This is a genomic window from Acidovorax sp., from assembly GCF_047607405.1.
In the GTDB taxonomy this organism is placed as follows: Bacteria; Pseudomonadota; Gammaproteobacteria; order Burkholderiales; family Burkholderiaceae_C; genus Acidovorax.
In genome coordinates, this window is record NZ_JASGDA010000044.1 from 1 (window position 1) to 12,279 (window position 12,279).

General features: G+C 65.6%; 13 protein-coding genes. 11 read left to right on the forward strand and 2 right to left on the reverse strand.

Features of this window, described 5'->3' with window-relative positions; all coding sequences use genetic code 11:
• Positions 1-182 (forward strand): hypothetical protein (locus tag QM569_RS05730; RefSeq protein ID WP_414986265.1); only part of this gene is annotated, 182 nt, incomplete at its 5' end.
• A gap of 56 nt (positions 183-238) precedes the next feature.
• Here QM569_RS05730 and QM569_RS05735 read toward each other — a convergent pair.
• Both QM569_RS05735 and hemB read right to left on the reverse strand, forming a co-directional pair.
• The gene (locus QM569_RS05735; RefSeq protein WP_414986266.1) at positions 239-1,315 is read right to left on the reverse strand and encodes a magnesium transporter CorA family protein; all 1,077 of its coding nucleotides are present in this window, start codon (positions 1,313-1,315) and stop codon (positions 239-241) included.
• Between the two features lie 60 nt (positions 1,316-1,375).
• Complete coding sequence (gene hemB / locus QM569_RS05740) at positions 1,376-2,377, reverse strand: porphobilinogen synthase (protein ID WP_414986267.1); 1,002 nt, start codon at positions 2,375-2,377, stop codon at positions 1,376-1,378.
• 248 nt (positions 2,378-2,625) lie between these two features.
• Here hemB and QM569_RS05745 point away from each other — a divergent pair, with 248 nt between their 5' ends.
• The 10 genes from QM569_RS05745 to QM569_RS05790 all read left to right on the forward strand — a co-directional run.
• Positions 2,626-4,788: a TonB-dependent siderophore receptor gene (locus tag QM569_RS05745; protein WP_414986268.1), complete on the forward strand. Its 2,163-nt coding sequence runs from the start codon at positions 2,626-2,628 to the stop codon at positions 4,786-4,788.
• 48 nt (positions 4,789-4,836) lie between these two features.
• Positions 4,837-5,265, forward strand: coding sequence for a CopD family protein (locus QM569_RS05750; RefSeq protein ID WP_414986269.1), 429 nt, complete (start codon positions 4,837-4,839; stop codon positions 5,263-5,265).
• A gap of 3 nt (positions 5,266-5,268) precedes the next feature.
• Complete coding sequence (locus QM569_RS05755) at positions 5,269-6,366, forward strand: VanZ family protein (protein ID WP_414986270.1); 1,098 nt, start codon at positions 5,269-5,271, stop codon at positions 6,364-6,366.
• A gap of 9 nt (positions 6,367-6,375) precedes the next feature.
• Positions 6,376-6,708: a (2Fe-2S) ferredoxin domain-containing protein gene (locus QM569_RS05760; protein ID WP_414986271.1), complete on the forward strand. Its 333-nt coding sequence runs from the start codon at positions 6,376-6,378 to the stop codon at positions 6,706-6,708.
• Positions 6,709-6,783: 75 nt separating this feature from the next.
• On the forward strand, positions 6,784-7,404 hold the full coding sequence (locus QM569_RS05765; RefSeq protein ID WP_414986272.1) for an alpha/beta hydrolase: 621 nt from the start codon (positions 6,784-6,786) through the stop codon (positions 7,402-7,404).
• Between the two features lie 8 nt (positions 7,405-7,412).
• A complete protein-coding gene (locus tag QM569_RS05770; RefSeq protein WP_414986273.1) occupies positions 7,413-8,588 on the forward strand; it encodes a D-alanyl-D-alanine carboxypeptidase family protein in 1,176 nt (391 codons plus the stop codon).
• A gap of 121 nt (positions 8,589-8,709) precedes the next feature.
• Positions 8,710-9,087, forward strand: a complete 378-nt coding sequence (rpsL, locus tag QM569_RS05775) for a 30S ribosomal protein S12 (protein ID WP_010104110.1) — start codon at positions 8,710-8,712, stop codon at positions 9,085-9,087.
• Positions 9,088-9,248: 161 nt separating this feature from the next.
• Positions 9,249-9,722 carry a 30S ribosomal protein S7 gene (rpsG, locus tag QM569_RS05780; protein ID WP_414986274.1) on the forward strand — a complete coding sequence of 158 codons (474 nt, stop codon included), beginning with the start codon at positions 9,249-9,251 and terminating at the stop codon, positions 9,720-9,722.
• Positions 9,723-9,800: 78 nt separating this feature from the next.
• Complete coding sequence (gene fusA, locus QM569_RS05785; protein ID WP_414986275.1) at positions 9,801-11,903, forward strand: elongation factor G; 2,103 nt, start codon at positions 9,801-9,803, stop codon at positions 11,901-11,903.
• A gap of 159 nt (positions 11,904-12,062) precedes the next feature.
• Positions 12,063-12,279 (forward strand): GTP-binding protein (locus QM569_RS05790; RefSeq protein ID WP_414986276.1); only part of this gene is annotated, 217 nt, incomplete at its 3' end.

A 12,279-nucleotide genomic window follows, 5' to 3' on the forward strand; every position in this document is an offset into this window, starting at 1 on the left:
CCGACCGCTCCGTGACCTGGGGGTTCGTCGGCATCCTGGCGGTGGGCAGCATGACGCACAGCAGCCTGTGGCTGTCGTCGGAGAGCTTCTTCTATGCCTTCGGGCTGGCGCTGGTCATGGCCATGGGCGCGGCGCAGCACCTAGCCCAGCCTGTCGCCTTGCCGCCGCGTACTGTCGGGTGAAGTCCGCGTGCTGGCTGCTGACGGTGCGCCCAATGGTCAACTGCTATTCCTGATGTTTACCGGCTCCGAGCCAGATAGCGCTTGCGCCAGAACAGCAGCACCAGCGCCACGGCGATCACCGCCATGGCGCCCATGGCCCACCAGAAGCCGTCGGCCTTGTGGACCAGGGGGATGAACTCGAAGTTCATGCCGAAGATGCCCGCGATCAGGTTCAGCGGCAGGAACACGGCGGTCAGCGCCGTCAGCGTGCGCATGATGTCGTTGGTGCGGTTGCTCTGCACGCTGAAGTGCATCTGCACGGCGGTCTCGGTGCTCTGCTCCAGGCGGCGCACGTGGTGGACGACGCGCTCGATGTGCTCCAGCACGTCGCGGCTGCGCACCTTCAGCAAGTCCAGCTCGCGCGCGCCGCCGGGGTGGCCGGGCGGGGCCCAGGTTTCCAGCGCGTCGATCCAGTCCTGCACGGCGGTGCGCTGGTCTTCGCAGATTTCGTCGAGCTGGTGCAGCGACAGGCGCGCGCCCAGCAGCGATGTCCAGTTGACGTAGCGCGCGCGGGGCTTGAGCAGTTCGTTCTGCCAGTGGTCGAGCTGGCGCGTGAGGTCGCGGCGCAGGTCCAGGTAGCCGTCCACCATCAGGTTGACCACGCGCAGCATCAGGTCGGCCGGGCTGGCGGGCATGCGCGCGCCAGGCGTGGCGGCCAGCAGGCGCGCGGCGTAGGCGTCGCGCACGGCGCAGTCGGTGGGGTGGACGGTGAGCAGCACCTGGTCGAACACGGCAAAGCCGACGGGGCTGGTGTCGATGCGGCGCAGCACGGGCGGGCCGGTGTGCTTGACGGCGGCGGCGGTGCCTTGCGCCGCATCGCTTTCCTGCGCGGTCGCCAGGCGGCGGAACACCAGCAGGTCGTACTGCGCGGTGTAGTCGTAGTGCGAGGGCAGGTGTGCGTTGAGCAGGTCGGACACGTGCAGGTCCACGAGCTGCTGCCCGGTGAGGGCCTGCAGGTGGCCCTGGATCTCGGCCAGGCGGGCCTGGAAGGCGGGGCGCGCGCAGGCGATCCAGACAAAGCCCTCGGCGGGCAGGTGGTGGGGCAGGGCGGACAGCTCCTGAGCACCGCCGCCGTGGATGTGGAAGATGCGCATGCCGTTCTGTGGGTTAATGGTCAAATTGGCCTCTAGCGCTTATGCAGCAAGCACATGCAGCTATTGTTTTGATAGTATTCGTGCCACATCCCGCGCGAAGTAGGTCAGCACACCGTCGGCGCCCGCGCGCTTGAAGGCCAAGAGCGATTCCATCATCACCGCGTCGTGGTCCAGCCAGCCGTTGGCCGCAGCGGCCTTGAGCATGGCGTATTCGCCGCTGACCTGGTAGGCGAAGGTGGGCACGCGGAACTCGTCCTTCACGCGGCGCACGATGTCCAGGTAGGGCATGCCGGGCTTGACCATGACCATGTCGGCACCCTCGGCGATGTCGAGCGCCACCTCGCGCAGCGCCTCATCGCTGTTGCCGGGGTCCATCTGATAGACGTTCTTGTCGGCCTTGCCCAGGGCGCCGCGCGTGCCCACGGCGTCGCGGAAGGGGCCGTAGAAGCTGCTCGCGTACTTGGCGCTGTAGGCCATGATGCGCGTGTGGATGTGGCCCTGCACCTCCAGCGTCTCGCGGATCGCGCCGATGCGCCCGTCCATCATGTCGCTGGGCGCGACGATATCGACACCCGCCTCGGCGTGGGTGAGCGCCTGGCCGGTGAGGATCTCCACCGTCTCGTCGTTGAGGATGTAGCCCGTGTCGTCCAGCACGCCGTCCTGGCCGTGGCTGGTGTAGGGGTCCAGCGCCACGTCGGTCATCACGCCGAGCTGCGGGAATTCATTTTTGAGCGCGCGCACCACGCGGGGGATCAGGCCCTCGGGGTTCAGCGCCTCCTTGCCGTCGGGCGTCTTGAGCGCCGGGTCGATGGCGGGGAACAGCGCCAGGACGGGGATGCCGAGCTGCACGCATTCGGCGGCCACGGGCAGCAGCAAATCCAGGCTCAGGCGGTCCACGCCGGGCATGGACGGCACGGCCTCGCGGCGGCTCGCGCCCTCGTGGACGAACACGGGGTAGATCAGGTCGTTGACCGTGACGGCGTTCTCGCGCACCAGGCGGCGCGTGAAGGCGTCGCGGCGCAGGCGGCGGGGGCGGTTCTGGGGGAAAGGCGTGGGGTGCATGGTGGGAAATTCTGCCTGATCGAAGCCCCCCTTGTTCCGCCGGAACCCCGGTGCTAAATTGGCGCCGGGCGGCCCGCCGCCCCCCGCTTATCCTCCCTGAGCGGGGCCTGCAATGGCAGCGATGTTGCGCAGGCTTTACCGGCCCGGCAGTTCTGCCGGGCTTTTTTTTGCGCGCGCAGGTGCCGCATTTCTCCCAAATGTAGATAATAACGATTCGTATTCGATACTTATTGAGGGAATTGCCATCTATGAACCGCCATCCATTGCGCCCGGTCGGGCGTGCCATTGCAACCATGCTGCTGGTTGCGCCGCCCGCCCTGGCCCTGGCCCAGACCGCCGCGCCTGCCGAGGCCACGCTGGAAGAAGTGAAGATCGTCAACGCGCGTGAGAACCGCGTGAGCAGCGGCGCGACCGGGCTGGACATGGACATCAAGGAAACGCCACAGTCCATCAGCGTCGTGACCAGCGAGCAGATGCGCGACTTCGGCACCACCAACATCAACGACGCGCTGCGCCTGACGACCGGCATCCAGGTCGAGGAGTGGGAGACCAACCGCACCACCTACACGGTGCGCGGCTTCGACGTTGCCAACACCCAGGTGGACGGCATCGGCATGCCCAACAGCTGGGGCATCGTCACCGGCGCGCTGGATTCCTTCGGCTACGAGAAGATCGAACTCATCCGCGGCGCCAACGGGCTGCTGACCGGCGTGGGCAATGCGGCGGGCACGATCAACTATGTGCGCAAGCGCCCGACCAACAAGGATGAGGGCTCGATCGGCATCAGCTACGGCTCCTGGAACACCAAGCGTGTCGAAGCGGACTATTCGAAGCGGCTGACCGAGGATGGCCGCTGGGCCGGGCGCGTGGTGTTCGCGCGCGAGGAAGGCAAGTCCCACCTGCGCGGCAACGAGAAAGAGCGCACCTTCCTCTACGGCGTGGTGGACGGGCAGGTCGGCGACAACGGCATGCTGACCGCAGGGCTATCGCATCAGCAGGACAACAGCAACGGCGTCATGTGGGGCGCCTTGTATTTCGGCAACAGCGACGGCACGCAAGCCCAATGGCCGCGCAATGCATCGACGACGCAGGACTGGACCAAGTGGGACACCACCACGCAGAACGCCTTCGTCGAATACGCCCACCAGCTGGGGACGGACTGGCAGCTCAAGGCGTCCTACAACTACCGCAGGATCGCCACCGACACCAAGTTGTTCTACGCCTATCTTTCCGGTTTGACCACGGGCCTGGACCCGGCGACCGGCTATGGCCTGGCGGGGTATGCGGGCCGCGGCGAAGACGAGCGCAACGAGCACCTGGGCGAAATTTCGCTCAATGGCCGTTTCACGGCGTTCGGTCGTCAGCACGAGGCGCTGATTGGCGCGGGCTGGGCAAGGGCCAAGTACGACTATGACGGATACACCTCCGACTGCAGCGCTTCGGCCGCCTATGACCCTTACGGGTACGGCTGCACCTATCTCCTGATGCCATCGTTCCCGTATGCCGGCAATCTGATTGCCGAGCCGGTGTGGGGCGGTGTTTCCACCAGCGCGTACGACCTGGCCGATCTGACCGAACAGAGAAAGCGCGTGTTCGGCTCCACGCGACTGACGTTGACCGACAGGCTCAAGAGCATCCTGGGCTTCAATTGGGCCCAATACTCGCGCAAGGGCAACAGCTTCGGAACGGCTGCGAACCAGGACGACGCCAAACTCAGCCTGTACGCGGGTCTGACCTACGACATCACCCCGCAGGTGCTGGCCTATGTCAGTTACTCGGATCTGTACATGCCGCAGAGCCAGGTGGATACCAGCAACAACTATCTCGCGCCGAGCAAGGGCTCGAACATCGAGGCCGGCGTGAAGGCAGACTGGCTGGACAAGCGCCTTCTGACCACGGTGGCCGTGTTCCAGGCCAAGCAGTCCGGGCTGGCCACGCCCACGGGCACCTACAACCAGTACGGCCAGTACGTCTATGAGCCCCAGGACGTGAAGTCCACCGGCGTCGAGTTCGAGGCCGTCGGCAAGGTCAACAAAAACCTGGACGTGGCCGCAGGCTACACCGCCCTGAAGCTGACCGGCCCGGACGGCAGCAACACCTATTCGTGGGTGCCGCGCCGCACCGCCAACCTGGCGCTGCGCGCGCGCCTGCCGAGCAACCCCGCGCTGTCCTTCGGCGCCAGCGCCCGGTGGCAGAGCAAGATCTCCAATGAGGAGTCCAGCGGCATCACCGTGCGCCAGGGCAGCTACGCCGTGCTCAACGCCTTCGTCGCCTGGCAGGTGCAGCCCAAGACCACGCTGCGCCTGAACGTGAACAACGTCACCAACGAGAAGTACATCAACACCCTGCGCTACGCCGGCTACTACGGCGCGCCGCGCAGCTACCAGATCAGCCTGAACCACCAGTTCTGAGCCTGGGCGGAGCCATCCGGGCGTGGGGCCTTGCCCTACACTGCCCGGATGCTCTGGGTCAAAGCCTTCCACATCGTCTTCGTCGCAAGTTGGTTCGCCGGTCTGTTCTACCTGCCGCGCATCTTCGTCAACCTGGCGATGGTGGCCCCCGGCTCCGTGGCGGAGCGCGAGCGCCTGCTGCTCATGGCGCGCAAGCTGCTGCGCTTTACCACGCTGCTGGCGGTGCCCGCGCTGGCGCTGGGTTTGTGGCTGTGGCTGGGCTATGGCATCGGGCGCGGGCCGGGCAATGGGTGGATGCACGCCAAGCTGGCCGTGGTGGCACTGGTGGTCGGCTACCACCATGCCTGCGGCGTGTTGCTGCGCAAACTCGTGGCCAACACCGACCAGCACAGCCACCGCTGGTTCCGCGTATTCAACGAAGTCCCCGTGCTGCTGCTGGTGGCCGCCGTGGTGCTGGTCGTCGTCAAGCCGTTCTAGGGCGTGCATAAAACATCCGCCTGGCCGCTGGCGCTGATCTACACGGCGCTCATCGTCTTCGCCAGCCTGTTCCCGTTCGACGGCTGGCGCGCCCAGGGCATCGACCCGCTGGTGTTCCTCACGGCCCGCGTACCGCCGCCGTACTGGTCGGGGTTCGACGTGGCCGTCAACGTCGCAGGCTATGTGCCGCTGGGCGCGCTGCTGGTGCTGGCGTTGCTGCGCTCGGGCTGGCCGTTGGGGGCGGTGTGGATGGCCACGCTGGCGGGCGGGCTGCTGTCGCTGGCCATGGAGTTCCTGCAGATTTACCTGCCCCGGCGTGTGCCGTCCAACATGGACCTGCTGCTCAACATCGGCGGCACGCTGGCGGGGGCTTTCAGTGCGGCGCTGCTGGAGCGCCTGGGCGCCATCGACCGCTGGAGCGACCTGCGTGGCCGCTGGTTCGTGCCGGACGCGAGCGGCGCCCTGGCGCTGCTGGCGCTGTGGCCGCTGGCGCTGCTGTTCCCCGCTGCCGTGCCTTTCGGGCTGGGACAGGTGCTGGAGCGGCTCGAAGCCGCGCTCACCGAGCTGCTGGACGGTACCCCTTTCCTGGACTGGCTGCCGGTGCGCGAGGCGCCGCTGGTGCCGCTGTCGCCCGGCGGCGAAATGCTGTGCGTCACGTTGGGCCTGCTCATTCCCTGCCTGCTGGGCTACTGCGTGATCCGCTCTGTGGGGCGGCGCGCGCTGTTCGCGCTGGGCGTGGTGGCCGTGGGGGTGGGGGTGACGGCGCTGTCGTCCGCGCTGAGCTGGGGACCGGTGCATGCCTGGGAATGGCTGGGCCCGCCCGCGCGCCTGGGGCTTTGGAGTGCGCTGGCTTTGGCCTTGCTGCTGCTGGCCCTGCCGCGACGCGCATGCGCCGCCGTGCTGCTGGTGGCGCTGGCCTGGCACCTGGCGCTGCTCAACCAGGCGCCCACCAGCGCGTACTTCGCGCAGACTTTGCAGATCTGGGAGCAGGGCCGCTTCATCCGCTTCTACGGCCTGGGCCAGTGGCTGGGTTGGCTGTGGCCCTACGCGGCGCTCTTGTATGTGCTGGTGCGCGTGTCGCGCCGCGAGGTGCAAACCTAAAATCCCGCCATGACCCAGCCGTACTACCAGCGCCACATCTTCTTCTGCCTCAACGACCGCACCAACGGCGAGGACAGCTGCGCACACCACGGCGCGCAGGCCGCGTTCGACCGCTGCAAGGCCCAGGTCAAGGCCGCCGGGCTGGCCGGGGCGGGCAAGGTGCGCGTGAACAAGGCGGGCTGCCTGGACCGCTGCGCGGGCGGGCCGATCGCCGTGGTCTATCCCGAAGGCACCTGGTACACCTATGTCGATGCCAACGACATCGACGAGATCGTCGAATCGCACCTGAAGAACGGGCAAGTCGTGGAGCGACTGGTGACGCCAGCGGAACTGGGCCGCTGATTTTGATTCAGAGTGTTTTTGGCCTACAGCGCTTATACAGCAAGCGCAAGCAGCTATTAATTGGATAGCAAAATCGTGAATGCACACACCGAACGCCTGGCCCTGACCGGCGCCGCTGGCGCCATCGAGGCGCTGCGCGACGCCGCCGCGCAGCCCCGTGGCGTGGCCGTCATCGCCCACCCGCACCCGCTGTTCGGCGGCACCATGGACAACAAGGTGGTGCAGACCCTCGCGCGCGCCTGCGTGGCCTGCGGCTATACGGCGGTGCGCTTCAACTTCCGGGGCGTGGGCGCGAGCGCGGGCACGCATGACGAGGGCCGCGGCGAGCTGCAAGACCTGCTGGCCGTGGTCGAGCAAGTCGCGCCCGAGGGGCCGCTGGTATTGGCCGGTTTCTCGTTTGGCGCTTTCGTCACCAGCCATGCGCTCGCCGCGCTCTGGTCCCAGGGCCGCGTCGAGCGCGTGGTGCTCGTCGGCACGGCGGCCAGCCGCTTCACCGTGGCCCCCGTGCCGCCCGAAGCCCACCTGCGCACCCTGGTCATCCATGGCGAGCAGGACGACACCGTGCCCCTGTCGGCGGTGATGGACTGGGCCCGCCCGCAGATACTGCCCGTTACCGTCGTCCCGGCGGGTGGGCATTTCTTTCACGGACAATTGCCGCTTTTGAAGAACCTGGTGGTGCGCCACCTGACTGCCTGAACTCCCCCATGAACCGTTTCCTGAAGGCGCTTGCCGCGCCCGCCCTGGCCTTTTTCCTTAGCTTTTCCGCCACGGCCCAGACCCCCCTCCAGACTGGACTCCAGCCCCCCGAGATCGCCGCGCGCACCTACCTGCTGGTGGACGTGACCGCCAATCAGGTGCTGGCCGCCAAGGACATCGACGCGCCCGTCGAGCAGGCCTCGCTCACCAAGCTCATGACCGGCTACCTGGTCTTCGACGCGCTGCGCGCCAAGAAGATCACGCTGGAGCAGAAGCTGCCCGTGAGCGTGCGCGCCTGGAAGATGCCCGGCTCGCGCATGTTCATCGACCCCAAGATGCAGGTGCCGGTCGAGGACCTCATCAAGGGCATGATCGTGCAGTCCGGCAACGACGCCACCATGGCCCTGGCCGAAGGCGTGGGCGGCACGGCCGAGAACTTCGTCAAGCTCATGAACGACCAGGCCCAGGCGCTGGGCATGAAGGGCACGCACTACAAGAACCCCGAGGGCCTGACCGAGCCCGGCCACACCACCACGGCGCGCGACCTTTCCGTGCTCGCCACGCGGCTGATGAAGGACTTTCCGGAGTACATGCACTACTACGCCACCAAGCAGTACAGCTACCCCGGCACGCCCGCATCCAACGGCAGCAACCGCAACACGCTGCTGTTCCGCGACCCCACCGTGGATGGCCTGAAAACCGGCCACACGGAGGCGGCGGGCTACTGCCTGGTGGCCACGTCCAGGCGCGACTTCCCCGGCGTGGGTCAGCGCCGCCTGTTGTCCATCGTGCTCGGCGCCGCCAGCGAGAACGCCCGCGCCAACGAAAGCCAGAAGCTGCTGAACTGGGGCTACACCGCGTTCGAGGCCGTCAAGCTGTTCGACGCGGGCAAGCCCGTGGCCACGCCCGCCGTCTGGAAAGGCAAGGAAAGCACCCTGAAGATTGGCCGCGACGACGCCATCGTCGTCGCCGTGCCGTCCGGCAGCTCCGGCAAGATCACGACCCAGGTCGTGCGGCCCGATCCGCTGGTCGCGCCCTTTGCCAAGGGCCAGCCCATCGGCAGCCTGAAGGTGTCGCTGGGCGATCAGCACCTCGCCGACGTGCCGCTGGTCGCGCTGGAAGGCGTCGAGCAGGCCGGTATTTTCGGGCGCGCCTGGGACGCCATCCGCCTCTGGATCAAGTGACGCGCTTGCCCTGAGCGGGGCATCCTGCTACATTAGAAGGCTTTTCGGAATTTCCGAAGGGACAGACTTTCACGTTTTGTTTTCGCTCAATAGAGCAAATTTCACGTTTTGGGACGTATCAATGCCAACCATTAATCAACTGGTCCGTCAGGGGCGCGAGGTCGAAAAGATCAAGTCCAAGAGCCCTGCGATGGAAAACTCTCCCCAGCGCCGTGGCGTGTGTACCCGTGTGTACACCACCACGCCCAAGAAGCCCAACTCCGCTCTGCGCAAGGTCGCCAAGGTGCGCCTGACCAACGGCTTCGAGGTCATCTCTTACATCGGCGGCGAAGGCCACAACCTGCAAGAGCACAGCGTCGTGCTGGTGCGCGGCGGTCGTGTGAAGGACTTGCCCGGTGTGCGTTACCACATCGTGCGCGGTTCGCTTGATCTGCAAGGCGTCAAGGACCGCAAGCAGGCCCGCTCCAAGTACGGCGCGAAGAAGCCCAAGGCCAAGTAATCGGTCTGAGAAATTTCGGTGCTGTCTCCCGCGTGGCGCGGTGATGTCAGCGTAGTGACCCCAAACGCAGATGTCCTGCGCGGGTCGAGTAAGTGGGAGTCCTGGTTTGGCTCTCGCGGTGCCGGAAACGGTGCCAACTGAAGCAAAGATAGAGGTAAGAAATGCCACGTCGTCGCGAAGTCCCCAAACGTGAAATCCTGCCGGATCCCAAGTTCGGCAATGTAGAGCTGTCCAAATTCATGAACGTGATCATGGAAGGCGGCAAGAAGGCGGTTGCAGAGCGCATCATCTATGGCGCCCTGGACCTGATCGAGAAGAAGCACCCCGACAAGGACCCCCTGGAGGCGTTCACCGTTGCCATCAACAACGTGAAGCCCATGGTCGAAGTCAAGTCCCGCCGCGTGGGCGGTGCCAACTACCAGGTGCCCGTGGAAGTGCGTCCCGTGCGCCGCCTGGCCCTGTCGATGCGCTGGATCAAGGAAGCTGCGCGCAAGCGCGGCGAGAAGTCCATGGCCCAGCGCCTGGCCAATGAAATCCTGGAAGCCACGGAAGGCCGTGGCGGCGCGATGAAGCGCCGCGACGAAGTGCATCGCATGGCCGAAGCCAACAAGGCCTTCAGCCACTTCCGCTTCTAAGTTTTCCGCAGACCGAAGGCTGGGAGCCCGACCCGCCGTTTTGGCGGGCGGGCTCTTGGCCGTTAACGAAAGACCATCATGGCACGCAAGACCCCCATCGAGCGCTACCGCAACATCGGTATCTCGGCCCACATCGACGCTGGCAAGACCACGACGACCGAACGCATCCTTTTCTACACCGGTGTGAACCACAAGATCGGTGAAGTGCATGACGGCGCTGCCACCATGGACTGGATGGAGCAGGAGCAAGAGCGCGGCATCACCATCACGTCCGCTGCCACCACCTGCTTCTGGAAGGGCATGGACATGTCCTATCCCGAGCACCGCTTCAACATCATCGACACCCCCGGCCACGTGGACTTCACCATCGAGGTGGAGCGCTCCATGCGCGTGCTGGACGGCGCCTGCATGGTCTATTGCGCCGTGGGCGGTGTGCAGCCCCAGTCCGAAACCGTGTGGCGCCAGGCCAACAAGTACAAGGTGCCCCGCCTCGCGTTCGTCAACAAGATGGACCGCACCGGCGCCAACTTCTTCAAGGTCTATGACCAGATGCGCATGCGCCTGAAGGCCAACCCCGTGCCCGTGGTGATTCCCATCGGCGCCGAAGAAGGCTTCAAGGGCGTGGTGGACCTGCTCAAGATGAAGGCCATCATCTGGGACGAGGCTTCGCAGGGCATGAAGTTCGACTACCAGGACATCCCCGCCGAGCTCGTCGAATCCGCCAAGGAATGGCGCGAGAAGATGGTCGAGGCCGCTGCCGAAGGCTCCGAAGAGCTGATGAACAAGTACCTGGAAGAGGGCGACCTCTCCGAGGAAGAGGTCAAGCTCGGCCTGCGTACGCGCACCATCGCCACCGAAATCCAGCCCATGCTGTGCGGCACCGCGTTCAAGAACAAGGGCGTGCAGCGCATGCTGGACGCCGTGATCGACTACCTGCCCTCGCCCGTGGACATCCCGCCTGTGGCCGGTACCGACGAGGACGAAGCCGAAACCAGCCGCAAGGCGGACGACGGCGAGAAGTTCTCCGCCCTGGCGTTCAAGCTGATGACCGACCCGTTCGTGGGCCAGCTCACCTTCGTGCGCGTCTATTCCGGCGTGCTCTCCAAGGGCGACACCGTCTTCAACCCGGTCAAGGGCAAGAAGGAGCGCATCGGCCGTATCGTGCAGATGCACGCCAACGAGCGCCAGGAAGTGGACGAAATCCGCGCGGGCGACATCGCCGCCTGCGTGGGCCTCAAGGAAGTGACCACGGGTGAAACCCTGTGCGACCCCGATGCCATCGTGACGCTGGAGCGCATGGTGTTCCCCGAGCCCGTGATTTCGCAGGCCGTGGAGCCCAAGACCAAGGCCGACCAGGAAAAGATGGGCATCGCCCTGCAGCGCCTGGCTGCCGAGGATCCGTCCTTCCGCGTGCGTACCGACGAAGAGTCCGGCCAGACCATCATCTCCGGCATGGGCGAGTTGCACCTTGAAATCATCGTGGACCGCATGAAGCGCGAGTTCGGCGTCGAAGCCAACGTGGGCAAGCCCCAGGTGGCCTACCGCGAAACCATCCGCAAGACGGTGGAAGAAGCCGAAGGCAAGTTCGTGCGCCAGTCCGGCGGCAAGGGCCAGTACGGCCACGTCGTGCTCAAGATCGAGCCGAACGAAGCGGGCAAGGGCATCGAGTTCATCGACGCCATCAAGGGCGGTGTGGTGCCGCGCGAATTCATCCCGGCCGTGGAAAAGGGCATCAACGAAGCCGTCACGCAAGGCGTGCTGGCCGGCTACCCCGTGGTGGACGTGAAGGTGACCCTGCACTTCGGTTCGTACCACGACGTGGACTCGAACGAACTGGCGTTCAAGATGGCCGCCATCTTCGGCTTCAAGGAAGGCTGCAAGAAGGCCGGCCCCGTCATCTTGGAGCCCATGATGGCCGTGGAAGTCGAGACGCCCGAGGACTACGCAGGCACGGTGATGGGCGACCTGTCCAGCCGCCGCGGCATGGTGCAGGGCATGGACGACATCGTGGGTGGCGGCAAGGCCATCCGCGCCGAAGTGCCGCTGTCCGAAATGTTCGGCTACTCGACCGCGCTGCGCTCGGCCACGCAAGGCCGCGCCACCTACACGATGGAATTCAAGCACTACAGCGAGGCCCCTCGCAACGTGTCCGAAGCCATCATGGCGGCCCGCGCAAAATAAGTGTCAAATTGGCCGCTGGCGCTTGCTGGATAAGCGCTGGCAGCTATCAAATTCATAGTCTGCGATCGCGTGCCCCGCGTTGCCCGTGGCGAGGGAGAAAGCAACGCGATGCAGACGTTAAACCCCACACGGGCATTGCTCTTTATCTGGAGTTGAAAAATGGCAAAAGGCAAGTTCGAACGCACCAAGCCCCACGTGAACGTGGGCACGATCGGCCACGTGGACCATGGCAAGACCACGCTGACCGCGGCAATCGCCACCGTGCTGTCCGCCAAGTTCGGCGGCGAAGCCAAGAAGTACGACGAAATCGACGCGGCGCCTGAAGAAAAAGCGCGCGGCATCACCATCAACACCGCCCACGTCGAATACGAAACGG

What these genes read in the sequence shown, in the direction of transcription:
- QM569_RS05735 (WP_414986266.1), bottom strand. Translation starts at nt 1,315, where the DNA reads ATGCGCATCTTCCACATCCACGGCGGCGGTGCTCAGGAGCTGTCCGCC.
- hemB (WP_414986267.1), bottom strand. Translation starts at nt 2,377, where the DNA reads ATGCACCCCACGCCTTTCCCCCAGAACCGCCCCCGCCGCCTGCGCCGC.
- QM569_RS05745 (WP_414986268.1), top strand. Translation starts at nt 2,626, where the DNA reads ATGAACCGCCATCCATTGCGCCCGGTCGGGCGTGCCATTGCAACCATG.
- QM569_RS05750 (WP_414986269.1), top strand. Translation starts at nt 4,837, where the DNA reads ATGCTCTGGGTCAAAGCCTTCCACATCGTCTTCGTCGCAAGTTGGTTC.
- QM569_RS05760 (WP_414986271.1), top strand. Translation starts at nt 6,376, where the DNA reads ATGACCCAGCCGTACTACCAGCGCCACATCTTCTTCTGCCTCAACGAC.
- QM569_RS05770 (WP_414986273.1), top strand. Translation starts at nt 7,413, where the DNA reads ATGAACCGTTTCCTGAAGGCGCTTGCCGCGCCCGCCCTGGCCTTTTTC.
- rpsL (WP_010104110.1), top strand. Translation starts at nt 8,710, where the DNA reads ATGCCAACCATTAATCAACTGGTCCGTCAGGGGCGCGAGGTCGAAAAG.
- rpsG (WP_414986274.1), top strand. Translation starts at nt 9,249, where the DNA reads ATGCCACGTCGTCGCGAAGTCCCCAAACGTGAAATCCTGCCGGATCCC.
- fusA (WP_414986275.1), top strand. Translation starts at nt 9,801, where the DNA reads ATGGCACGCAAGACCCCCATCGAGCGCTACCGCAACATCGGTATCTCG.